This window comes from Nocardia iowensis, from assembly GCF_019222765.1.
Lineage (GTDB): Bacteria > Actinomycetota > Actinomycetes > Mycobacteriales > Mycobacteriaceae > Nocardia > Nocardia iowensis.
Genome location: NZ_CP078145.1, coordinates 6,246,004 through 6,267,380 on the forward strand (window position 1 = coordinate 6,246,004; position 21,377 = coordinate 6,267,380).

The 21,377-nt window shown below is 66.7% G+C and carries 23 protein-coding genes; 11 read left to right on the forward strand and 12 right to left on the reverse strand.

What is annotated here, in order from left to right:
• The first annotated feature begins 224 nt into the window (after nucleotides 1-224).
• The 4 genes from KV110_RS28745 (at nucleotide 225) to speD (ending at nucleotide 6,198) form a co-directional block, all read left to right on the forward strand.
• Nucleotides 225-1,178, forward strand: a complete 954-nt coding sequence (locus KV110_RS28745; protein ID WP_218470348.1) for a proteasome assembly chaperone family protein — start codon at nucleotides 225-227, stop codon at nucleotides 1,176-1,178.
• A 35-nt stretch (nucleotides 1,179-1,213) separates the two neighbouring features.
• Nucleotides 1,214-3,712: a DEAD/DEAH box helicase gene (locus KV110_RS28750; protein WP_218470349.1), complete on the forward strand. Its 2,499-nt coding sequence runs from the start codon at nucleotides 1,214-1,216 to the stop codon at nucleotides 3,710-3,712.
• A gap of 174 nt (nucleotides 3,713-3,886) precedes the next feature.
• Complete coding sequence (locus tag KV110_RS28755) at nucleotides 3,887-4,987, forward strand: type III PLP-dependent enzyme (protein WP_218470350.1); 1,101 nt, start codon at nucleotides 3,887-3,889, stop codon at nucleotides 4,985-4,987.
• An 8-nt stretch (nucleotides 4,988-4,995) separates the two neighbouring features.
• Nucleotides 4,996-6,198, forward strand: coding sequence for an adenosylmethionine decarboxylase (gene speD, locus KV110_RS28760; RefSeq protein ID WP_218470351.1), 1,203 nt, complete (start codon nucleotides 4,996-4,998; stop codon nucleotides 6,196-6,198).
• Nucleotides 6,199-6,260: 62 nt separating this feature from the next.
• Here the strand turns inward: speD and KV110_RS28765 are convergent, their stop codons facing one another.
• The 3 genes from KV110_RS28765 to KV110_RS28775 form a co-directional block, all read right to left on the reverse strand.
• On the reverse strand, nucleotides 6,261-6,461 hold the full coding sequence (locus KV110_RS28765; RefSeq protein WP_218470352.1) for a tautomerase family protein: 201 nt from the start codon (nucleotides 6,459-6,461) through the stop codon (nucleotides 6,261-6,263).
• Nucleotides 6,461-7,195: an SDR family NAD(P)-dependent oxidoreductase gene (locus KV110_RS28770; RefSeq protein WP_218470353.1), complete on the reverse strand. Its 735-nt coding sequence runs from the start codon at nucleotides 7,193-7,195 to the stop codon at nucleotides 6,461-6,463. The genes KV110_RS28765 and KV110_RS28770 overlap by 1 nt, the downstream gene beginning before the upstream one ends.
• A gap of 78 nt (nucleotides 7,196-7,273) precedes the next feature.
• Nucleotides 7,274-7,864 carry a TetR family transcriptional regulator C-terminal domain-containing protein gene (locus tag KV110_RS28775; RefSeq protein ID WP_218470354.1) on the reverse strand — a complete coding sequence of 197 codons (591 nt, stop codon included), beginning with the start codon at nucleotides 7,862-7,864 and terminating at the stop codon, nucleotides 7,274-7,276.
• Nucleotides 7,865-7,975: 111 nt separating this feature from the next.
• On the opposite strand from KV110_RS28775, the gene KV110_RS28780 reads away from it, so the two are divergent.
• Both KV110_RS28780 and KV110_RS28785 read left to right on the forward strand, forming a co-directional pair.
• Nucleotides 7,976-8,284 carry a hypothetical protein gene (locus KV110_RS28780; RefSeq protein WP_218470355.1) on the forward strand — a complete coding sequence of 103 codons (309 nt, stop codon included), beginning with the start codon at nucleotides 7,976-7,978 and terminating at the stop codon, nucleotides 8,282-8,284.
• Nucleotides 8,285-8,288: 4 nt separating this feature from the next.
• Nucleotides 8,289-8,606 (forward strand): hypothetical protein, encoded by a 318-nt coding sequence (locus KV110_RS28785; protein WP_218470356.1) that lies wholly within the window; start codon nucleotides 8,289-8,291, stop codon nucleotides 8,604-8,606.
• Here KV110_RS28785 and KV110_RS28790 read toward each other — a convergent pair.
• Nucleotides 8,603-9,046: a gamma-glutamylcyclotransferase family protein gene (locus tag KV110_RS28790; protein WP_218470357.1), complete on the reverse strand. Its 444-nt coding sequence runs from the start codon at nucleotides 9,044-9,046 to the stop codon at nucleotides 8,603-8,605. The genes KV110_RS28785 and KV110_RS28790 overlap by 4 nt on opposite strands.
• A 124-nt stretch (nucleotides 9,047-9,170) precedes the next feature.
• Nucleotides 9,171-10,079, reverse strand: coding sequence for a hydrogen peroxide-inducible genes activator (locus KV110_RS28795; protein ID WP_218470358.1), 909 nt, complete (start codon nucleotides 10,077-10,079; stop codon nucleotides 9,171-9,173).
• 124 nt (nucleotides 10,080-10,203) lie between these two features.
• Between KV110_RS28795 and KV110_RS28800 the strand changes: the two genes are divergently transcribed.
• From KV110_RS28800 to KV110_RS28810, 3 genes are all read left to right on the forward strand, one after another.
• Nucleotides 10,204-10,791 carry a peroxiredoxin gene (locus tag KV110_RS28800; protein ID WP_218470359.1) on the forward strand — a complete coding sequence of 196 codons (588 nt, stop codon included), beginning with the start codon at nucleotides 10,204-10,206 and terminating at the stop codon, nucleotides 10,789-10,791.
• 49 nt (nucleotides 10,792-10,840) lie between these two features.
• Complete coding sequence (gene ahpD / locus KV110_RS28805) at nucleotides 10,841-11,380, forward strand: alkylhydroperoxidase, AhpD family (protein WP_218470360.1); 540 nt, start codon at nucleotides 10,841-10,843, stop codon at nucleotides 11,378-11,380.
• Nucleotides 11,381-11,527: 147 nt separating this feature from the next.
• Nucleotides 11,528-12,202: a PhzF family phenazine biosynthesis protein gene (locus KV110_RS28810; RefSeq protein WP_218470361.1), complete on the forward strand. Its 675-nt coding sequence runs from the start codon at nucleotides 11,528-11,530 to the stop codon at nucleotides 12,200-12,202.
• Between the two features lie 408 nt (nucleotides 12,203-12,610).
• On the opposite strand, the gene KV110_RS28815 is transcribed toward KV110_RS28810, so the two are convergent.
• The 4 genes from KV110_RS28815 to KV110_RS28830 all read right to left on the reverse strand — a co-directional run bounded on the left by KV110_RS28815 (nucleotide 12,611) and on the right by KV110_RS28830 (nucleotide 16,064).
• Complete coding sequence (locus KV110_RS28815) at nucleotides 12,611-13,327, reverse strand: anti-sigma factor (RefSeq protein ID WP_218470362.1); 717 nt, start codon at nucleotides 13,325-13,327, stop codon at nucleotides 12,611-12,613.
• Nucleotides 13,320-13,988, reverse strand: coding sequence for a sigma-70 family RNA polymerase sigma factor (locus KV110_RS28820; RefSeq protein WP_218470363.1), 669 nt, complete (start codon nucleotides 13,986-13,988; stop codon nucleotides 13,320-13,322). The genes KV110_RS28815 and KV110_RS28820 overlap by 8 nt, the downstream gene beginning before the upstream one ends.
• A gap of 223 nt (nucleotides 13,989-14,211) precedes the next feature.
• A complete protein-coding gene (locus KV110_RS28825; protein WP_218470364.1) occupies nucleotides 14,212-14,934 on the reverse strand; it encodes a DUF5134 domain-containing protein in 723 nt (240 codons plus the stop codon).
• A 92-nt stretch (nucleotides 14,935-15,026) separates the two neighbouring features.
• Nucleotides 15,027-16,064: an AraC family transcriptional regulator gene (locus KV110_RS28830; protein ID WP_246634047.1), complete on the reverse strand. Its 1,038-nt coding sequence runs from the start codon at nucleotides 16,062-16,064 to the stop codon at nucleotides 15,027-15,029.
• Between the two features lie 281 nt (nucleotides 16,065-16,345).
• Here KV110_RS28830 and KV110_RS28835 point away from each other — a divergent pair, with 281 nt between their 5' ends.
• Entirely contained in the window at nucleotides 16,346-17,077 is a 732-nt protein-coding gene (locus KV110_RS28835; RefSeq protein ID WP_218470365.1) for an SDR family NAD(P)-dependent oxidoreductase, read from the forward strand.
• Between the two features lie 6 nt (nucleotides 17,078-17,083).
• Here the strand turns inward: KV110_RS28835 and KV110_RS28840 are convergent, their stop codons facing one another.
• Nucleotides 17,084-18,715, reverse strand: coding sequence for an acyl-CoA synthetase (locus KV110_RS28840; RefSeq protein WP_218470366.1), 1,632 nt, complete (start codon nucleotides 18,713-18,715; stop codon nucleotides 17,084-17,086).
• Nucleotides 18,716-18,841: 126 nt separating this feature from the next.
• Between KV110_RS28840 and KV110_RS28845 the strand changes: the two genes are divergently transcribed.
• Nucleotides 18,842-19,360, forward strand: a complete 519-nt coding sequence (locus tag KV110_RS28845; RefSeq protein WP_246634048.1) for a GNAT family N-acetyltransferase — start codon at nucleotides 18,842-18,844, stop codon at nucleotides 19,358-19,360.
• A 6-nt stretch (nucleotides 19,361-19,366) separates the two neighbouring features.
• Here the strand turns inward: KV110_RS28845 and KV110_RS28850 are convergent, their stop codons facing one another.
• Together KV110_RS28850 and KV110_RS28855 are read right to left on the reverse strand one after the other, a co-directional pair.
• A complete protein-coding gene (locus tag KV110_RS28850) occupies nucleotides 19,367-20,590 on the reverse strand; it encodes an aminotransferase family protein (protein ID WP_218470367.1) in 1,224 nt (407 codons plus the stop codon).
• Between the two features lie 154 nt (nucleotides 20,591-20,744).
• A complete protein-coding gene (locus KV110_RS28855) occupies nucleotides 20,745-21,371 on the reverse strand; it encodes a Pr6Pr family membrane protein (RefSeq protein WP_218470368.1) in 627 nt (208 codons plus the stop codon).
• Between the last annotated feature and the right edge of the window lie 6 nt (nucleotides 21,372-21,377).

The following is a 21,377-nucleotide window of genomic DNA, read 5'->3' on the forward strand; positions in this document are numbered from 1 at the left end:
CCCGTGCCCGCCCGCGATGCCACGCCGCCGAGCCGGGAATGCGCAGGGCTCCGGCGCTGTTGCCTCGTCGTATGGGTCGGTGTCCGGCCGTGCGCGGTGGCGGTCACCGGCATGGGGGACAATGGACATGGTCCCCGTCTCGGACGCTGCTCGTCTCGAACGACTTCGGTGTCGATGACAGAGCATCACCCGTGCCGGAGGAACCGCGCAGGAAGGAGTACGCGATGGACCACGAGTCGCGAATGTACGAACTGGAGTTCCCCGCTCCGCAGCTGTCGTCCGACGACGGCTCGGGTCCGGTTCTGGTGCACGGACTGGAAGGTTTCACCGATGCTGGGCATGCGGTGCGGCTGGCCACGACGCACCTGCGCGAGAGCCTGGAAAGCGAACTGGTCGCCTCGTTCGATGTCGACGAGCTGCTGGACTACCGTTCGCGCCGCCCGCTCATGACGTTCAAGACCGATCACTTCTCCGAATACGCGGAGCCGGAACTCAACCTCTACGCGCTGCGCGACACCGCGGGCACCCCGTTCCTGCTGCTCGCGGGCATCGAACCGGACCTGCGCTGGGAGAAGTTCACCACCGCGGTGCGGCTGCTCGCCGAACAGCTCGGCGTGCGGCGCAGCATCGGCCTCAGCGCGATCCCGATGGCGATCCCGCACACCCGCCCGCTCGGGGTGACCGCGCATTCCTCCGATCGTGAACTCATTCCCGAGCATCAGCGCTGGCCTGGCGAGTTGCAGGTACCTGGCAGCGCCTCCTCGCTGTTGGAGTACCGGATGGCGCAACACGGTCACGAGTCGGTGGGCTTCTCCGTGCACGTGCCGCACTACCTGGCGCAAACCGCCTATCCGGAAGCCGCGCAGACCCTGCTGGAGAACGTCGCCGACAACGCGGGCTTGGAGATTCCGCTCGCCGCGCTCGGTGAGGCCGCGGCCCGGGTCCGCGAACAGGTCAACGAGCACATCGCCGGCAACTCCGAGGTGGAAACCGTCGTGCACGCGCTGGAACGCCAGTACGACAGCTTCGTCAGCGCCCAGGAACGCCAGTCGAGTTTGCTCGTCGGCGACGGTGAACTACCCAGCGGCGACGAGCTCGGTGCCGAGTTCGAACGGTTCCTCGCCGAGCAGGGCGGCTACGAGGGTGAGGGCGAACCCGACAACGGCGAACAGCGGTAGCCACCGCCCGGATCCCAGCCCGTAGGGTGTTCGGAGTGGATCTGACCGAACTGCTGGAGATACCGGGAACCGACGCCGACGCGCTGTACGAGTCCTTCGGGGCGTGGGCGGCCGAGCAGGGCACCCCGCTGTATCCGGCACAGGACGAGGCGCTGCTGGAATTGGCGTCGGGATCCAACGTCATCCTGGCGACCCCAACGGGTTCCGGTAAGTCCCTGGTCGCGGTCGGCGCCCACCTCATCGCGCTCGCCCAGGGCAAACGCACCTACTACACCGCCCCGATCAAGGCACTGGTCAGCGAGAAGTTCTTCGCTCTGTGCGAGGTGTTCGGCGCCGAGCGCGTCGGCATGGTCACCGGCGACGCCGCCGTCAACGCGGACGCACCGATCATCTGCGCTACCGCGGAGATCCTGGCGAACCTGGCCCTGCGCGAGGGCTCGGCCGCCGACGTCGGCCAGGTCGTGATGGATGAATTCCACTTCTACGCCGACCCCGACCGCGGCTGGGCCTGGCAGGTTCCGCTGCTCGAACTCCCCCGCGCCCAGTTCCTGCTCATGTCCGCCACCCTCGGCGAGGTCGACTTCTTCGCCAAGGACATGGAGCGCCGCACCGGTCGCTCGACGGCGGTGGTCGCGGGCACCGAACGCCCGGTGCCGCTGACCTTCTCGTACGCGCGCACCCCCATCACCGAAACCCTGGAAGAACTCGTCACCACCCACCAGGCCCCGGTGTATGTCGTGCACTTCACCCAAGCCGCCGCCCTCGAACGCGCGCAGGCGCTGACCAGTGTGAATTTCGCCACCCGCGCCGAAAAGGACGCGATCGCCGCGGCGTTGGGTGAGTTCCGTTTCGCCTCCGGTTTCGGTAAAACGCTGTCCCGCCTGATCCGCCACGGCATCGGCGTGCACCACGCGGGCATGCTGCCGAAGTACCGCCGTCTGGTCGAACGCCTCGCCCAGGAGGGACTGCTGAAGGTGGTCTGCGGCACCGACACCCTCGGCGTCGGCATCAACGTGCCCATCCGCACCGTGCTGCTCACCGGCCTGACCAAGTACGACGGCGTGCGCACCCGCAGGCTGAAAGCCCGTGAGTTCCATCAGATCTCGGGCCGCGCCGGCCGCGCGGGCTACGACACCATGGGTACCGTCGTCGTCCAAGCCCCCGAGCACGAGGTGGAGAACACCCGCCTGCTCGCCAAGGCGGGCGACGACCCGAAAAAGCAGCGAAAGGTGGTGCGCCGCAAGCCACCCGAGGGTTTCGTCTCGTGGAGCGAGGAAACGTTCGACCGCCTCGTCGCCGCCCAGCCGGAGCCGATGGTCTCCCGCTTCAACGTGACGAACTCCATGCTGCTCAACGTGATTGCCCGCCCCGGCAACTGCTTCGACGCCATGCGGCACCTCCTGGAAGACAACCACGAGCCGCGCCCTGCCCAGCGCAAACACATCCTGCGCGCCATCCGTCTCTACCGGGCGCTGCGCGATGCCGGAGTGGTCCAACAGCTCGACGAACCCGACGCGCAGGGCCGCCGCGCCCGCCTCACCGTCGACCTGCAACGCGACTTCGCCCTGGATCAGCCGCTGTCACCGTTCGCGCTCGCCGCCTTCGAGCTACTAGACAAAGACGCGCCCAGCTATACCCTCGATGTGGTGTCCCTCATCGAATCGACCCTCGAGGATCCGCGCCAGCTGCTGATGGCTCAGCAGCACAAGGCGCGCGGCGTGGCGATCAATGAGATGAAGGCCGACGGCATCGAGTACGACGAGCGGATGGAACTGCTCGAAGAGGTCACCTGGCCCAAACCGCTCGCCGAGCTGATCGAGCCCGCCTTCGAGACCTACCGCGCCGGGCACCCGTGGGTGTCGGAGTTCGCGCCGTCGCCGAAGTCGGTGGTTCGCGACATGATCGACCGGTCGATGACCTTCGCCGAGCTGATCTCGTTCTACGAACTGGCCAGGTCCGAGGGCGTTGTGCTGCGCTACCTCGCCGACGCCTACCGCGCGCTGCGCCGCACCGTGCCCGATTCCGCGCGCACCGAGGAACTCGACGACATCACCGAATGGCTCGGCGAGCTGGTCCGGCAGGTCGATTCGAGCCTGCTCGACGAATGGGAACAGCTCACCAACCCCGGCGCGGAGATCGACGCCGACCAGCTCGCGTTCGGCGCCGAGACAGTGCGCCCCATTTCCGCCAACGAGCGCGCGTTCCGCGTGATGGTTCGCAACGCCATGTTCCGCCGGGTCGAGCTGGCCGCGCTGCACCGCTGGGACGCACTGGCCGACCTGGGCACCGGGCCGGACTGGGAGACCGAACTGGCGCCCTACTTCGCCGAGTACGAGAGCATCGGCATCGGCCAGAACGCGCGCGGACCGCAACTGTTCCAGATCGAACGAAGACCCGGTTTCTGGCAGGTGCGTCAGGTCCTCGACGACCCGGCGGGCGACCATGGCTGGTCGATCGTCGGCGTGGTGGACTTGGCCGAGTCCGACGCCGCGGGCGAGGTCGTCTTCGACGAGATCACCGTGTCCGCAGGCTGACCCGCACCAGGCTCCCCTCCCTCGAATCTCTACAGAATCCATACAGGTCACCGACCACTTCGCGCCCTGATGCGGGTGCCGAACGGCGGTGCCGCGAACGTGAGGTTTGACGGATTCGGTTCTGGGTAGGGGCCGCTGATACTCTCTCCGCTGCTGCCAAGCGAAAGATCAACTATGCCCGAATCACCGTTTCTTGTCATCTATCCCGAGCGAGTGCGTGAGAACTTCCACGCACTCCATGCCGCCATGCCCGCGGCAAGGATTCGCTTCGCGGTCAAGGCAAGTCCGGTGCCGGAGATCATCCGCGCGCTCGACGAGGAAGGCGCCGAGTTCGATGTCGCCAGCATCGGCGAGATCGAGCTGTGCCTCGAGCTCGGTGTCGAACCGGACACCCTCTGCTACGGCAATCCGATCAAGAAGGCCGCCGACATCGCCCGCGCCTACGCCCTCGGGGTGCGCCGCTTCGCCTTCGACACCGAGGACGATCTGCTGCGCATCGTGGAGCATGCGCCGGGCTCAGAGGTCGAATGCCGTTTCCTCGCTTCGGCTCCCGAGTCGCGCACCCCGTTCGGCACCAAGTTCGGCTGCACGCCCGGTGAGGCGTTCCGGCTGCTGGTCCGAGCCCGCGATCTCGGGCTGATCGTCGCGGGGCCGTATTTCCACGTCGGGTCGCAGCAACTCGATCCGGACGCGTGGCGGATCGGCGTCGAGCAGGCCGGTCGCATCGTGGAAGCATTGGCCGACAAGGAGATTCACGTCCAGTCGGTGAATATCGGTGGCGGCCTGCCGATCGCGTACGCCGATCCCGCACCCGCCATCGACGAGATCGCGGCGGTCATCACGGCCGCCGCGGCCGAATTCCTGCCCGAAACCGCCGGGGTGGTGGTCGAACCCGGCCGCGCGCTGGTCGGTTCCGCGGGCATCATCCACGCCGAGGTAGTCGGCGTGCGCATCGCGCCGGACGGCCGGCGCTGGGTGTATCTCGACATCGGCCGCTACAACGGAATGGCCGAGACCGAGAACGAGTACATCGCCTATCGGTTCGTCACAGACCGGGATGGTGACCCCGTCGATGAGGCGGTGGTGGCCGGTCCGACCTGCGACGGAGACGATGTACTGTATCAACGCACGCGAGTCTTCCTACCGACCACGTTGCGAGCCGGTGATCGCATTCAGATCCTCGACACCGGCGCCTATACCGCGAGCTATTCGTCGGTGTCCTTCAATGGTTTTCCGCCCTTGACCGTTCATGTCTCGGGCGCTGAGCGAGAGTGAGTTTGCCCATGACGGCGGATTTCACCGGCTGGCACGTGCTGGCCGAGTTCGGTGGTGTCGACGCGGCGCTCTGCGACGATCTCGAACGACTCGAATCGGCGTTGCGTGAGTCTTTGATCGCCGCGGGCGTCACCATCTGCGATGTCGTTCACAAAAAGTTCGATCCGCAGGGGGTGACTGTCCTCGCGCTGTTGTCGGAGTCCCACGCCTCGATTCACACCTATCCGGAGTCCGGCGACATCTTCGTCGACGTCTTCACCTGCGGCAGCATCGGCGCCGGCGCGTCGAAAGCCGTCGAACTCCTACGAGACAAACTCGCCCCCAACGACGTTCGCATGCAAGTCATCCGACGCGGACACGGCTCCCAACGCATCGAGGAACCCGTCGGCGAGGGTTTGACCCGCATCTGGGACCTGCACGAGGTCATCGTCGACACCCACACCCCGTTCCAGCACATGGTCATCGCCCGCACCGACCAAGGCATCAGCCTGTTCTCCGACAACGACCGCCAATCCACCGAATTCTCCCAACTGACCTACCACGAAGCGATGATGGTCCCCGCCTTCGCCCTGGCCCAGAAACTGGACAAGGTCCTCATCATCGGCTCCGGGGAAGGTGTGGCCAGCCAGATGTCGGTCGCCGCGGGCGCGACACAGGTCGACCACGTCGACATCGACCAACGCGAAGTCGAGTTGTGCGCCGAGCACCTGCCCTACGGCTACACCAGCGACGACCTGGCCGCCGCCGTCAAGGCCCAAGGCCCGATCACGGTGCACTACGCCGACGGCTGGGACTTCCTGGCCAACGCCGCCCAGACCGGCACCCGCTACGACGTCATCGTCATCGACCTGCCCGACGAAAGAGTCGAAGACGCACAACACAACCGGCTCTACGAAACAGAGTTCCTCTCGCGATGTCGCGAACTACTCGCCCCCGGCGGCGTACTCAGCGCCCAAGCCGGATGCGCCACCATGTGGCGCAACGAAACACTCAAACGGTCCTGGAACCGCTTCCACGACCAGTTCGCCACCGTCGTGCAATACGGCAGCGACGAACACGAATGGACATTCCTGTTCGGACTCAACGAACAAATCACCGACCCGGTACAAGCCATGACCGACCGCCTGACCACCCTGCCCTACCGCCCGGAAACCATCGACGCCCGAGCATTGATCCGCGGCGCGATCGAACCACACGCCCTGCGCGTGTAGCTCAACTTCGAACGCACCGGCTCCCAAGGAAATCCCTTGGGAGCCTGTGCGTTCGGCGTAGGTCAGAGCCGGCTGCGGTACTCCTCGACGTTCAGGCCCCCGACTCCCCAGTCGACGAGGTCGACCTCATCGATGACCACGTAGGTGCTCGCCGGATCCTTGCCGAGGACGTCCTGGAGTAGGTCGGTGACGCCTTTGATCAACTGCGCCTTCTCTTCCCGCGTGACGCCTTCGTTGGTGATCTTGATGTTGACGTACGGCATCAGGCTGCCCTTCCGGCGATGAACCCGCCGTCGACGGGCAAGATGTGACCGGTGGTGAACTCCGCATCCGCGAGATACAGCACCGCGGCGGTGGTTTCGGACACCTCACCGATCCGATTCAGCAAAGCCAGTCGGCCGGAAGCGGTTTCGTCGCCGTCCCCGAACAGCGGGGTGCGGATGATGCCGGGGGCAACAGCATTCACCCTGATGCCGTCCGCTGCCAGTTCCGCGGCGAGGCTGACGGTCAGCGCGTGCACGCCACCTTTGCTGACCAGCGCCGCCGACGCGGGCAACCCGGCGAGCGCGTGGTTGACGAGCACCGTGCCGATGTTCACGATGCTGCCGCCGGACGCCTGCCGCCGAAGCTGCCGCACCACCGCCTGCGTGGTGAAGTAGGTGCCCTTCAAGTTGCCGTCGAGGTAGCTGTCGAGGTCTTCCTCGGTGACGTCGACAAATGGCTTGGCACCGAAGATGCCCGCGTTGTTCACCAGGACATGCACGCCGCCGAACCGCTCGACGGCGGCTCGCACGAGCTCGGAACCCGTTGTGGGAGAACCGATATCCCCCGCGAAGGTGGCGATCCGTTCCGGTGCGCCGAGCTCCGCCGCCACGTCGGCGAGCTTGTCCGCGTCACGCCCGTTGAGCACCACGTTGTCTCCGCGCGCCACGAAGGCGCGGGCGATATCGCGCCCGATCCCGCTGGAGGATCCGGTCACGATGACCGTCTTCGTCATGTCGTCCTTCTCTCTATATTGATACGACCGGTCGTCTTGGAATGGGTATGCAAAACGACCCGATGGGAAAGCCCTAGGTCAGGGCCGGAAGTAGTCGTCCAGCAGACGGTTCAAGCACTTGTGAAGTGGTTCCAGTGTCCGGTCGATCTTCATCCGGATCACCGCCCCTTCCCACGATTCGAGCAGCAGGTCGGCCAAGTCGGTCGCGTCGATATCGTCGCGAATCATCCCCTGCCGCTGCGCATCCCGCAGTTGGTCGGCGACCCGATCCCGCCACGCCCGCCACGCACTCGACAACGATTCCCGAAGCAGCTCACTGCCTTCCAGCTCGCCACCGAGGTTCGCGATCAGGCATCCGCCCGTGAAATCCGCCTCGACGAACTCATCCATGAGTCGCCCGAAGAACGCCCGCAGCCCACTCACCGGATCCGGCGCCGCAGCGAACGCCACACTCAAATTCCGCTGCACACAAGCCGAATGGTGCTCGATCACCGCCTGCCCGAAACTCTCTTTGCTGTCGAAGTAGTTATAGAACGACCCCTTCGGCACCCCCACCTTGTCCAAGACCTGCTTGATCCCGGTCCCGTGATAGCCACTGGCCAAAAACCCAGCAGCCCCCTCCTCCACCAGAAGCTGCCGAGTGTCCCCACTCCGTCGCGGTCGCGCCATGCCGCAAATATACGACCGGTCGTCTCAAAACGCCAATCGAGAGCGGCGCGTACCGGGTGGGTATTGCCCACTTGATCCCCTCGTGACATGATGGGCACGGAGGTAGTTGCGATGACACTGTCTGGTTTGGATCTGAGCCGCTTCGAGATCGTGGGAGAAAGCGAGGCCGATTCCCGCGGACGCGTCGCATTGGGGCGCGCGGGCGCACGCCCAGGCCGCCGATATCAGGTACGCATCGACAGCGACGGGGTGGTGGTTTTGGTGCCGGTGGTCTCGATTCCGGAACGCGAAATGATGGTGTGGGAAAACCCGCACTTGGCCGAGCAGATCCGGCGGGGCGTCGAAGAGGCCGAGTCCGGTGCCACGGTCGACCTCGGCGACTTCACGCAGTTCGCCGCAGACCCCGAGGACAAGGCCTGACGCGGTGGCGTACGAACTGCGATTCGCCCGCGCCGCGGCCGCCGCGCTGCAAACATTGGCCGAAAGGCCCGACACCGCAACAAAACTCAGAAAGGTAAGCAAGGCACTGGGACTGCTGCAAACGGATCCGCTGTATCCCGGCCTGAACTCCCATCGCTACCAGAACTTTCCCGGAGTGGAAAAGGAAAAGATCTGGGACTCGTACGTGGAGAACCACACGCCGGGCGCGTGGCGCATCTACTGGATGTACGGCCCGGACACCGAACGCGATGGCAAAGCGATATCGGTGATCACGGTCCTGATGATCGGCCCGCACCTCTAGAACCCGCGCCGCCATTCGGCGCAGCGTGTGACGAAGTGCGAGAGATGGGCAGTGACGAAGCTGTCCGGGTGCCAATCCTCTTGTGCGGGAGTGGAAGTCCATACGTAGGACCAGGCCGATTTGCCTGGGGAAGGAAGGGGAATCGCACGTAGGTCGTACTCATCGTCCTCGTAGGCGTCGAGGATCTCCCACTCCCCCGCAGTAAGTCCGCTGAGCAGGACACCGCGCGCCTGACTCGTCGCCGCGGGAACAAGGCCCGGGTACACCCTGCCGGGTAAAGCAGCCACCCGCCAGCCCGGCACGACAGTCGGAACGAGCTCCGGGACGCGGCCGAGCAGGACCTCGAGTATCGCCGGAAATTGCAGCGTCCCATAGGCGAACAACGGGCGACCTGAGGTGACGAGCCGCCCCAACCTGACCCCCCTCCCCGACAACTCCACGTCGTCTCCTCTGGTGGTAGCCGAGCGGGACGTGACGGTGCACCCACTCGATGTTCGGCGCAGTGATGTCCCGTACGGATGTTCGTGTCGACGCCGGATTGGACTGGGGCCGAGGGTCTTTTGTTTAGAGTGGGCGCTGGGTGCGGATGATCGCGGCGAGGTATTCGTAGTCTTCGGCGCGAGCGGTGGACGTGCGGTATGCGAGGCCGATGGTGCGTCCCGGCGCGGGGGCGGCGAAGTGGGCGATGTCGAGCGTGCCGCGGGCGGTTTCGGACGCAACGGCCATCTCCGGGATGAGGGTGACACCGAGACCGCCTGCGACACACTGCACTACGGTCGCCAAGGACGCCGCCCGAGTATCGCCGACGGCGGCGGGATGGATCTCGGCCGAGCGGCACAGGTCCAGAGTTTGGTCACGCAGGCAGTGCCCCTCGTCGAGGAGCAGCAGCGGCAGCGCGTCCAGTACGGACGGTGCGAGGTCGGTGCGCCCGGCCAGCTCGTGCCCACGCGGCGTCACCAACACGAACTCCTCGGTGTACAGCGGGATCTCGACCAGCCCGGGGATATCGGTCGGCAACGCGAGCACTGCGACATCGAGCACGCCGGTGCGTAACCCGTCCAGCAGGCGAGCGGTCTGATCCTCGATCACCTGGGGGTGGAGCGCGGGTAACTTCTTGTGCAACTCCGGAAGAAGACCCGGCAGCACATACGGAGCAACCGTCGGAATGATGCCCATGCGCAACGTGCCACCGAGACCGTCTCCGGTCGCCGACGCCACGAAACGATCCGCCGCCTCGAGTGTCGCCATCGCCTTGGGCAGCAATCGCATCCCGGCGGCGGTGACGAGGACCCGTCGCGTACTCCGCTCGATCAGCTGTAGCCCCAACCCGTGTTCCAGCGCCGCTAGCGCCTGCGATAGCGTGGGCTGGCTCACACTGAGCCGCGCTGCGGCCGTGCCGAAATGGCGGTATTCCGCGACCGCCACGAACGCACGCAGCTGTGACAGGGTCGGCTGATAAGTCTGATCGGTCACGGCTATCAGTGTAGTGCGACTGATCACCTTTACCTTTCAGCGGCCCTTCGGCAAGATCGCAAGTGAGCTTTTCTGCTTTTCTGCACAGTGCTAGCAAACCCATCACAGGACGAGGAGATTAGGCATGGCCTTGCTGACCATCGGCGACCAATTCCCGGCATACAACCTCACCGCTGTCATCGGTGGTGATCTGTCCAAGGTCGACGCTCAGCAGCCTGACGACTACTTCACCCAGATCACCAGCGACGATCACGCGGGCAAGTGGCGGATCGTCTTCTTCTGGCCGAAGGACTTCACCTTCGTGTGCCCGACGGAGATCGCCGCGTTCGGCAAGCTCAACGAGGAATTCGAGGACCGCGATGCGCAGGTGCTCGGCGCCTCGGTCGACAACGAGTTCGTCCACTTCCAGTGGCGTGCCCAGCACGAGGACCTGAAGACCCTTCCCTTCCCGATCCTTTCCGACCTCAAGCGCGAATTGGCCGCCGCCACCGGCGTTCTCAACGCCGACGGTGTCGCCGACCGGGCCACCTTCATCGTCGACCCGAACAACGAGATCCAGTTCGTCTCGGTCACCGCGGGTTCGGTCGGCCGCAATGTCGACGAGGTGCTGCGGGTGCTCGACGCGCTGCAGTCCGACGAGCTGTGCGCCTGCAACTGGAAGAAGGGCGATCCGACCATCAACGCGGGCGAGTTGCTCGCCGCGAGCGTCTGATCCCCTCCCGAAGTACGAAAACCTTTGAACGAGAACAGGACCGGTACATATGAGCATTGAGAACCTGAAGAACTCCCTCCCCGAGTACGCCAAGGACCTCAAGCTCAACTTGTCATCGCTCGCGCGCACCACCGTGCTGAACGAACAGCAGCTGTGGGGCACTTTGCTGGCGTCGGCGGCCGCGACACGGTCGGCGACCACGCTGCGCGAGATCGCCGAGGAAGCCGCGGACGTGCTGTCCGAGCAGGCCTACAACGCCGCGCTCGGCGCCGCCTCGATCATGGGCATGAACAATGTGTTCTACCGAGGCAAGGCGTTTCTCGGCGGCCGCTACGACGACCTGCGGGCCGGTCTGCGCATGCAGATCATCGGCGCCCCCGGGGTCGACAAGGCGGATTTCGAGCTGTGGTCGTTCGCGGTCTCCTCGATCAACGGTTGCCAGCACTGCCTCGAGGCACACGAGCACACGCTGCGTGAGGCGGGCGTGTCCCGTGAGGTGATCTTCGAGTCGCTGCGCGCGGCCGCGATCGTCGCCGGAGTCGGACAGGCAGTGCAGTCGACCGAAACGCTTGCCGCCGCCTCGGTCTGATCCGTTCGGCAAGAGGCCGCCGCCGTTCCCACTGGACGGCGGCGGCCTTTTTTGCGTACCCGCTGACCAGCGACGACGTCTCGATGAACGCAGGGTGTGGGCCACGCGACAGCTCGGTGTCGGTGGCGGCTAGTAGGCTCGGCAACCATGGGCACACAGGTTGATGTGGTGCGGGTGTTCACCGACGCCGCCGGACGGTTCGGCAACGAACTGGGGATCGCGCGGGCCGCGGACGTGCCCGAAGCCGACCGCCAGGCACTCGCCGCCAAGGCGGGCTACAGCGAGACCGTGGTGGTCGAGGACCCGGTCGACGGGGTCGCCCGAGTGCGGATCTACACCCCCACCGTCGAGCTGCCGTTCGCCGGACATCCGTCGGTAGGCACCGCGTGGTGGTTCGCCGCGCAGGGCAAGCCGATCCGGCAGCTGGACGTCCCCGCTGGACCGGTCGCGGTGGAGCTGACCGACGGCCTCACCTGGATCACGGCACGCGCGGAATGGGCACCGGACTTCACTTTTCACCAACTCGAAGACCTCGACGAACTGGCCGATCTGCGCCCCGACGACTTCACCGGCGGACCGCACTACTTCTGGGCATGGATCGACCAGAACCGCGGCTCGCTGCGCTCCCGCATGTTCGCGCCCAACTTCGGCATCGCCGAAGACGAGGCGACCGGTGCCGCCGCCGTCGCCATCACGGCACTGCTGCGCAAGGGATTGGTCATCACTCAGGGCAAGGGATCACAACTGTTCACCGCCTGGGACTCCGACGGCTGGGTGCGCCTCGGCGGTCGCGTGGTCGCCGATCAAACAGTGGAGATCTGAGGGTCCACCGCAACGAGTCCCGCCGGGCTGAGCGGCATACCGGAGTCCAACGCGAGTTGACGCACAACCTCTATGCCATTACGTCCGCGGCGCCGGACGAGGTACGCACGATGGCGTTGCCGCCGACGCCTTTCCGGACGGCCGCGCGCCGGCGAACCCGGGACCTCTCGGACGCCGTGTCGCGCGGATCCGCTGCGGCGCAAGCACAGACCGCACGCGGTTACACCCGGAGAATCGTTGTCATCGACGAGCTTGCAGCCAAACGTCCGACTGCCGCATATCGCGCGGCGTTGTTGCGGCACCGGCAGCACCGCTGTTGCCAGGACAAATCGTCACGGGTGCAGCACGTTGAGTCGCTGGCGTTCTGGGCATACATCGGCTCCGGTAACTCACGCCAAGCCCCTGACGTCAGGGCAGGAACACCCGGACGATCGGTGTAGTCGTCGGCGCCGCGGCGCCACTGGTTGGCTCGACACTGACGGCCAGCGTTGTACCCGGATCGAAGCCCATTACGAATGGCCTTGCTGCCGAGGGCGATTCGGTGAGCAGACCCACTGAGCGCGGCGGCGCGCCGGACTCGACCAGCCACACCTGATACACCTGGCCCGGCGGGGGCTCGGACACACCGTCGAAGGCGACGACCGCGAGACGCTGCTGCGGCGAGACCTCCACCACGACGGTACCGCCGCCGGTGACAGACGCGGTCAGTGTGCGCCTGTCGGGCTGCCGATGCACTTGCTCCGCGCCCGGCACATCGGGTGGCGGGCCACTGATCCGGTCGGCGACGATGCTGCCGCCGATCACCAGGCACGCCGTCGCGGCCACCGGGACCGCCCACCGGGTCCAGCGTGTCGACCTGGACCGGTCGTCCCGATCGTCGGGCAGTGCCGCCAGAATGCGTGCTTCCAGTTCCGGTGGCGGTGGCTGCGCGTCGAGCGTGGCGATCCGTGCCATCACCTCGCGCAGCCGCCACATCGTGTCCGAGAATGCTTGCCGCACAGCTGGATCGGCGGCCGCGAGCCGTTGCTCGATATGCCGGCGTTCGATATCGGCGACGGCGTCCAATGCGCACGGGTACGCGAGGTCGAGCAGTTCCGCGTCGGACCGCGGGAAGGTCTCAGCCACCGGTGCCGCCGAGGGGCAAACATTTCTCGAGTCTCCTCAGACCATCACGGAGGCGAATCTTGATGGTGGACAACGGGACCGAGAGCTGGCCGGCGACTTCACGGTAGGTCCGCCCGGTGTAGTAGGCGAGGGTGATCGCTTCCCGCTGGGTAGCGGGGAGTGCATCCAAGCAGCCCGACTGTTCCGCCCACTGTCGCGTCACCGCTTCGGCGACGACATCGTGCTCGCGGACCTCGTATGCGTAGGCCGCTTCCCGGACGGTGCACGAGGCTTCCGCACGCACCCGATCGATCGCGTGGCGATGCGCGATCGTCGTGATCCAGCCGACCGGACTGGACAGCGCCGCGTCGTATCGATCGGCCGTCGACCACACCTCTAGGTACACCTCCTTGGTGACTTCCGCCGCGGCGACGTGGCCGCGCAGAATTCGCGCGGCGAGCCCGAACACACGCGGGCTGGTCAGCCGGTAGAACTCGGTGAACGCGGCGCGATCCCCCGTGCCGATCGCCGCGACCAGCGTGGCGAATCGTCGACTGGCCACTACCATCCGGTCCCGGTCGAGCCCGGTGGTCACCGGACACGCGAGTAACGATCCAGCGTCGCCATCCAGTACTGGATCGCCTACCCGATGCACCGAAGCAAACCCGTACTCGTTGCTCATGCCTGGACCTCGCCGTCGCTCGGTTCCGACACACGCAAAACGCGCTGGCACACCATCCGCGCGCCACGCCCCCTCATGCCCGCATCTCGCTACCGCTTGGTTCCGACCCACACCACACCCACTGGCACATGATTGGCTTACCGCGCTTGCTCTTGGCCGAATCTTCTGCCTGCATAGAGGGGGTTCGGTATGGGCTGGCGTGCGGATTGGTCTGCGGCGGCGGTCAATTCGAAACGGCCGCGAACAGCATGTAGGCGGTGCCGAGGTCCATCACGACGTGGGGGACTATCGCCGACCGTTGCTTCGGACCGGTCAGCGCCGCGACACACCCACCGGAGCGCAACAGAATGCCCAGGTGGCCCGGCGTGTTCGAGGGTAAACGGCGGGTGGCCGAGGTGACCAGCAACGCGTCGGCGACGAACAGCGCGGCAAGGGCAACCGCGGGAACGGTGGCGGGTCCGCCGGTATGTCCGTTCGCCGCGTGCCCGGACATCGCGTAAAGCATGGCAGCGGCAGTAACCGTGTGATAGCCGAGGATCACGAGGCGGTCCACCGGCATCGCGCGAGGCGCGCTGCGCGACTCCAGGATTCGGCTCACCAGCAAGGCCGCGAAGACCACCGTCATTGCGGTGAGCACACCGCGCACCGCGGACGGGCTGGCGGCTGCCGGAAACATCAGCATCGCGAGCATGACCAGGCACATGATCAGGTGGGCGGCATCGGATTCACGATAACTCGCGGCCGGTTCCGAGTGCACCGACGAAACCGGACCCCGCCTCGAATCACCTTGCGGCCACTCATGTTCCGCAGCCGAAACCACCGGATCCCGCGCAGGGACGAGCCGAGCAGGCGCGGCCAATCGCCCGAGCACGATCGCCGCCGCGACCAGAAACGCCGCGACCACCGACCACCGCAACGCGGCGTACTCCTGCACGAACTGCGCCACACCCATCACCTCTCGTCGCGGCGATCGTGGTCCTGCTCATACAATGCTCGCACCGAATGCGGGTTAGGGTGCCCTTTTCACCGCAGGGTGTATCAGCGCGGGACGGACTGCCGATAACGGTCGACGGCCGAGCGGGCGAATCGGCCCGGCGACACGCCGCGCCACTGCTTGAACGCGTTCGAAAAGCTCGGTGCGCCCGAATATCCCATCCGGTAAGCGACGTCTTCGACGGTGAGCCCGGTGGCGAGCAGTTCCTCGGCGAGGGTGCCGAAGGTTTCGGCGCAGAGCTGGCGGTAGGACGTGCCCTCTTCGGCCAACCGGCGGCGCATGGTGCGCAGGCTCATGTGCAGACCGGCCGCGACATCCTCCTGGCTGAGTCTGCTGTTCATCCGGTGCATCAGCATTTCCCGCACCGTGCCCGCCACGCCCTGCCGCAGGCCGCGCCGCTGCAACAGGTCGTCGCATTGCTCCTCGAACAGCTGGGCGGTGAGCGGACTGGCCTGCGGCATCGGCTCATCGATGCCGGTGGCGTCGAACACCGCGAGTTGCAATTCGGCGGACTCGCTACTGGGAATCTCGAAGCTGTCGAACAGCGGCGCCAACCTCGGACGCAGTCCGCCCGCGATCTCGACTCGCAGCACCGGCGGCGGCACGCCGAACACCATGAACCAGTTGGTCAGCAACGCCGAGACGTCGCGTTCGGCGAGGAACGCGCGCAGGTCGCCGGGCAGATCGCGGTCGTCGCCGTAGAGCAGGATCTCGTCACCGCGGTAGATGTGCCAGGCGCGGGCGAACGATGTCATCAGACTGAAGTAGCGCATGGCGACCTCGATGGCCTGCCGCATCGTGGGGCTGCTGAGCACGGCGAGGGCGAGCACGCCGTGGGTCGTGAGGTGCGTGCGCGTGCCCGCTTCGACGCCGAGGCCCGGCGGGTCGTCCAGCAAGGTGACGATATTGCGGACGATCTGGAGTTCCTGCGCCGCGGTGATCTCCGCGCCGGGCGTTTTGAGCAAACGAGGATCGACATCCGTGCCGTGTAGGCACTGGTTCTGGGTGAGACCGTGATCGTCTCCGAGCTCGACGAGGATCGCCGCGTTTGTCACCGACCGCCGCCACTCCCATGAGGCCACCCGTCCATCGTTGCCTGCGCTGGCCGATATGCGCAAGGTTTTTGGCCGGAGATCGTATGTACCGCTCTCCCAATGCGGTTCAACCGGGGAAGCAAACCGTCCGATCGGTTCCGTCTGGCCGATCGCGCACGCTTGTTGACCGAATTCGCGATGGACAGCAAACCCTGGCGAGCGATCGCATTCGCCATGGCCGGATTGCGCAAAGTGCTGACCCGATATCGCATGGAGAGCGCTCCAGCGACCATCTAGCGTTGAGTAGACACGAAGGCAGGCGAAAACATATGTCTCGGAAGACACTCGCTGGCAAACGGATCGCGATCACCGGGGGCGCGCACGGCATCGGGCGCGAGACCGCATTGGCTTTCCTGGCCGAGGGGGCCGAGGTGGTGATCGGCGATGTGGACGCGGGCTCGGTGCGCGCCGTCGCCGAACAACTCGGCAGAATCCACGGCGGCACGGTGGTCGGCGTGCCACTCGACATCACCGACAGTGCCCGGTTCGCGAGCTTCCTTACCTATACCGAACGCAAGCTCGGCGGGCTGGACGTCGTGGTGAACGCCGCCGACACCATGCCGTCCGGACCGTTCCTCGCCGAGACCGAGGCCGAGTCGGACCGTCAGCTCGATATCAACCTGCGTGCGGTGATCATCGGAACCCGCTTGGCCGCAGAACGATTCGTCAGCCAGGGGCACGGCCAGATCGTGAACATCGGCACGGTGGCCGGGGTGACCGGCGCGCTGGGGGTTGCCGTGTATTGCGCGACCAAGCACGGCGTGGTCGGCCTCGGTGCGGCGCTCGATCAGGAACTTTCCGAGTTGGGTGTCGTCGTCAGCACCGTCGCCGCCGGCTCGGTCGCGGATCCGGAGGCGGTCGCCGACTCCGTGGTCGAGAGTGTGCTGCACCAGCGCGGCGGCTTGATCAGCGTGCCCGCGAACCACGGGCTGCGGGCGGCACTGCGGCCGCCGAGTGGGCTGCTGCGCCGCATGTTCCCGCGCGACGGACAGGGCCGCTGAGGCCGATCAGAGCTCGCGCAGTACGCGTTTGAGCACCTTGCCGGTCGGATTGCGCGGCAGTTCATCGACGAACAGCACGTCGCGTGGCACCTTGAAGCGGGCCAGATGCGTCTTGACATGCTCGCGCACCTCCTCCTCGGTGAGCGAATGTCCTTCGCGCACAACGAGTACCGCGCGCAACCGCTGCCCGTATCGGTCGTCGTCCACGCCGAAAGCGCTCACCTCCGCGACGGCAGGGTGCGCGGAGAGCAGTTCCTCGACCTCGCCCGGGAAGACGTTCTCACCGCCGGAGACGATCATGTCGTCGTCCCGGCCGTCGATGAAAAGCCTTCCCGCGCTGTCGAAATGGCCGACATCGCCGCTGGACATCAGCTCACCGATGCGATCCTTGTCGCCGCCGCCGGTGTACCCCTCGAACTGGTAGCTGTTGCCGACGAAGATGCGGCCGGTCTGCCCCGGCGGCAGCTCGTCGCCGTGCTCGTCGAGGATCTTCACGGTGGCGCTCGGCACCGGGCGGCCCACGCACCCAGGCTCCACCGCCAGGTCGGCGGGGGTGGCTATGGTCGCGTAGGCCACCTCGGTGGAGCCGTACAAGTTGTAGACCACCGGGCCGAAGGCCTCGGTCACCCTGGTACACAGGTCGGCGCCCAGCTGCGAACCGGCGACGAAGATGATCCGCAACGCGGAGAAGTCATGTCCCGCCCGAGCTTCCGGGCCCAGGTCGACCAGCCGCTGCAACATCACCGGCACCGCGATCATGGCGGTGGCGCGATGGCGGTGCAGGCTGTCCAGCACCGCCTGCGGGTCGAACCGGCGGCGGATCACCAGCGTCGAGCCGAAGCCGAGCGAGAGGATCGCGTGCGCGAAGCCGAGCGTATGGAACAGCGGCGCCGGGCATTCGGTGATCTCGCGGGCCCGGAACGGCACCTTGTCGAGGATCGCGCCGAGCGGGGCCAGCGAGGTCGGTTCGCTGCGCGGCGCGCCCTTCGGGGTGCCGGTCGTGCCGCTGGTCAGCAAGATGATCTTCGCTGGGGTGGTGGCACGCCGCGGCGCCGAGCGGACCGCGCCCGCGATCAGGTTGTCCAGGGTGTCGATACCGGGCTGCTCGGCCCAGGCGCGGTAACGGCCGCGCGGCGCGGTGAGGTCACCGAGGACCTCCGCGTATTCGTCGTCGAAGACGAGCAGGTCCGCGCCCTCCCTGGCGACCACCTCACGCAGCTGCGGGCCCGCGAAATCGGTGTTGAGCAACACGATCCGGGCACCGCACTTGGCCGCGGCGAATACCGCGTAGTGGAAGCCGCGATGATTGCGGGCGAGGATGGCGACGCCCTCGCCGTCGCGCAGGCCGCGGGCGCGCCAGGCATTGGCCAGCGCGCTGGTGCGCTCGTCGAGTTCGCGGAAGGTGACGGTGCCCAGCTCATCGATCAGGGCGGCCCGGTCCCGGTAGCGCAGCGCGGCGACCGAGGTGAGCCCGCCGAGCATGCCGGAGCGCAGGACCGCCGCACCCATCCGCGCGAGGCGGTCGGGCCGTTCCGGCGTCACCAGTCCGGCGCGGACGGCCAGTGCGGCGTAATAGGTTTCGTCGACCGCGCGACGACCCACGTCCGCTGCCAGCGTTGCGACTTTGGCAAGCTTCATGATTCAGACCCCCTGGCCGGACGGCGACGTCCACCGAGCAATGCGGGCGAGTGCCTTCCCAGTAAAGCTTGTCGATCGAGGTCCGTCGAGTGATCGCGGCGCCGGGACGCAGGGCATGATGGACAAATGTCTAGCAACACCGACCAGTCTGCTATCGCGGGCGCCTCCACCACCGGCTCGATGCCCGCCCTGCGCATCGTGGTCGACGACCTCTCCGGACCGGAGATCGCCGCCCTGCTCACCGACCACCTGAGCGACATGGCCGCGCACTCCCCCGCCGAGAGCATGCACGCCCTCGACCTGGACGGCCTGCGCCGCCCGGAGATCACCTTCTGGAGCGGGTGGGACGGCGACACCCTCGCGGGCTGCGCGGCACTCAAGCAGCTCGACGACGAGCACGCCGAGATCAAGTCGATGCGCACGGCCGCGACGCACAAGCGCCGCGGCATCGCCTCGATCCTGTTGCGCCACCTTCTCGCCGAGGCAACCGCGCGCGGGTATCGGCGGGTGAGCCTGGAAACGGGCGCGGGCGAGTTCTTCGTCCCGGCTCAGAAGCTCTACGCCGCACACGGTTTCGAGTTCTGCGACCCGTTCGGCGACTACCGACTCGACCCGTACAGCGTCTTCATGACCCGCACCCTCTGAGCGAGGTCAGCCGAGGGCGCGGGTGAAGCCTTCGACCAGCTCGTCGACCTGCGCGTCGGTCATCACGAACGACGGCGAGATCTGCATGGCGCCCTGGCCCGCCGCGCGGCCGGAGATGCCATGGGTGCGCAGGGTTTTCACCAGCGGAAGACCCTCGGCGGGGTCGACGAGCTGGATGGCGGCGACGGCGCCGAGGCCGCTGCGCACCTCCGCTACCCGCGGGTGCTCGGCCAGCGGCGCGAGCTTGGCGTGCAGGGTGGCTTCCAGCCGCGCCGACTCGTCCAGGAGGTTTTCCCGCTCGAGGATGTCGAGGTTGGCCAGCGCGGCCGCGGCGGCCCCCGCGTGGCCGCCATAGGTGTAGCCGTGCCGCCACCAGACGCCGCCCGCGAAGAACGGTTCGGCGATGTGCGGGGCGATGAAGACCGCGCCCATCGGGACATAGCCTGAGGTGAGGCCCTTGGCGGTAGTCATCAGGTCCGGTTGCAGGTCGAATCGGGAAGACGCGAACCAGGACCCGCCGATGCGGCCGAAACCGGTGACGACCTCGTCGGCGACGAAGAGGATGTCATTGTCGCGGCAGATCCGGCGCACCTCGGCGAGGTAGCCGTCCGGCGGCAGATAGATGCCGCCCGCGCCGAGGATGGGTTCGCAGAAGAAGGCGGCGATGCGTTCGGCGCCGATCTCCTCGATCAGGGCGAGCAGGGACTTGGCGTCGTCCCACTCGACGGTGCGCGCGTCGGCCATCAGCTCGCCGTAGCCCTCGCGGTTGGGTGCGATGCCCGCGAGCGCGGTGCCCGCCACGTGCATGCCGTGGTAGGCGAGGCGACGCCCGACCACGATCGTCTTGTCCGGCCTGCCCAGCTCGTGCCAGTAGCGGCGGGCGAGCTTGGCGGCGGTGTCCACCGAGTCCGAGCCGCCGGAGGTGAAGAAGATCTTGCTGCCGGGCACCGGCGCCAGCGCGGACAGCCGTTCGGCCAGTTCCTGGGTGGCGGGCTCGGTGAAGTCGCCGAAGTTGGAGTAGTGCGCGATCCGGCGCAACTGCGCGGCGACCGCGTCGGCGATCTCGCCGCGACCGTGGCCGACATTGGTGAACCACAGCCCGGCCGTGGCGTCCAGGTAGCGGTTGTCCGCTTCGTCGTAGATGTAGGCGCCCTCGCCACGGGCGACGACGAACGCGCCGTCCCGCTCGACCGCACCCATGTCGGCAAATCCATGCCATAGCGAGTTCATGTGTCCACCTTTACCGGAGGAAGGTGTCGCCCTCCGAATCGCGCCGACTACCGCTGCTCGCACCCGAACCGACGACCACCCCACCAACCAGGGCAAACCCGCCGCGACCGCATCCCAAGCCTATGGCCATCACCACGTCCACGCTCGCGGCGGGTCATGGGGTTCGGCGGCGGGCCCGGCCGCCGACGGTCGCGATGGCGACGGCCAGGAGGGTGAAGACGGCGGTGAGGATGATCAGGCCGATGGCCAGCGAGATGTAGCCCTGGTTCCGCGGGTCGAGGAACGGATAGGGATACCAGTCGACGATCGGCCCCCGGACGAGGGTGTACACGCCATAGATCACCGGATAGATCAACCACAGGGCGACAAGGCGTGGCGAGAGGGTGACCCGGTGGCGGGCCGGAACGAGCACCCAGTCGGCAACCAGCACGATCGGCATCGCCCTGTGCAGGATGTCGTTGATCCAGCGATCGGTGAGCATCACGTCGATACTGGCCAGCAGCACCGCGTAGACCACGCCGGTGATGAGCAGGTACAGCGCGGTCGCACCGCGCACCACCTGCCAGCGGCGGTCCTGCGGGTCGCGCAGGCCGCCGATCAGCAACACCAGCACGGCGAGCACGTTGGACTGAATGGTGAAGAAGCTGAAGTAGTTTCCGATGGAGAACGCGCCCTCGTGCAGATTGCGCAGCGGGATCCAGGCCAGCGCGACGATGCCGAGCACACCGAAGGCGATCCGTAGACCGCGATATAGCCAGGGCGTACCCGAATCGGCGTCCATCGCCCG

What these genes read in the sequence shown, in the direction of transcription:
- KV110_RS28745 (WP_218470348.1), top strand. Translation starts at nt 225, where the DNA reads ATGGACCACGAGTCGCGAATGTACGAACTGGAGTTCCCCGCTCCGCAG.
- KV110_RS28755 (WP_218470350.1), top strand. Translation starts at nt 3,887, where the DNA reads ATGCCCGAATCACCGTTTCTTGTCATCTATCCCGAGCGAGTGCGTGAG.
- speD (WP_218470351.1), top strand. Translation starts at nt 4,996, where the DNA reads ATGACGGCGGATTTCACCGGCTGGCACGTGCTGGCCGAGTTCGGTGGT.
- KV110_RS28765 (WP_218470352.1), bottom strand. Translation starts at nt 6,461, where the DNA reads ATGCCGTACGTCAACATCAAGATCACCAACGAAGGCGTCACGCGGGAA.
- KV110_RS28770 (WP_218470353.1), bottom strand. Translation starts at nt 7,195, where the DNA reads ATGACGAAGACGGTCATCGTGACCGGATCCTCCAGCGGGATCGGGCGC.
- KV110_RS28775 (WP_218470354.1), bottom strand. Translation starts at nt 7,864, where the DNA reads ATGGCGCGACCGCGACGGAGTGGGGACACTCGGCAGCTTCTGGTGGAG.
- KV110_RS28780 (WP_218470355.1), top strand. Translation starts at nt 7,976, where the DNA reads ATGACACTGTCTGGTTTGGATCTGAGCCGCTTCGAGATCGTGGGAGAA.
- KV110_RS28800 (WP_218470359.1), top strand. Translation starts at nt 10,204, where the DNA reads ATGGCCTTGCTGACCATCGGCGACCAATTCCCGGCATACAACCTCACC.
- ahpD (WP_218470360.1), top strand. Translation starts at nt 10,841, where the DNA reads ATGAGCATTGAGAACCTGAAGAACTCCCTCCCCGAGTACGCCAAGGAC.
- KV110_RS28810 (WP_218470361.1), top strand. Translation starts at nt 11,528, where the DNA reads ATGGGCACACAGGTTGATGTGGTGCGGGTGTTCACCGACGCCGCCGGA.
- KV110_RS28820 (WP_218470363.1), bottom strand. Translation starts at nt 13,988, where the DNA reads ATGAGCAACGAGTACGGGTTTGCTTCGGTGCATCGGGTAGGCGATCCA.
- KV110_RS28835 (WP_218470365.1), top strand. Translation starts at nt 16,346, where the DNA reads ATGTCTCGGAAGACACTCGCTGGCAAACGGATCGCGATCACCGGGGGC.
- KV110_RS28840 (WP_218470366.1), bottom strand. Translation starts at nt 18,715, where the DNA reads ATGAAGCTTGCCAAAGTCGCAACGCTGGCAGCGGACGTGGGTCGTCGC.
- KV110_RS28845 (WP_246634048.1), top strand. Translation starts at nt 18,842, where the DNA reads ATGTCTAGCAACACCGACCAGTCTGCTATCGCGGGCGCCTCCACCACC.
- KV110_RS28850 (WP_218470367.1), bottom strand. Translation starts at nt 20,590, where the DNA reads ATGAACTCGCTATGGCATGGATTTGCCGACATGGGTGCGGTCGAGCGG.
- KV110_RS28855 (WP_218470368.1), bottom strand. Translation starts at nt 21,371, where the DNA reads ATGGACGCCGATTCGGGTACGCCCTGGCTATATCGCGGTCTACGGATC.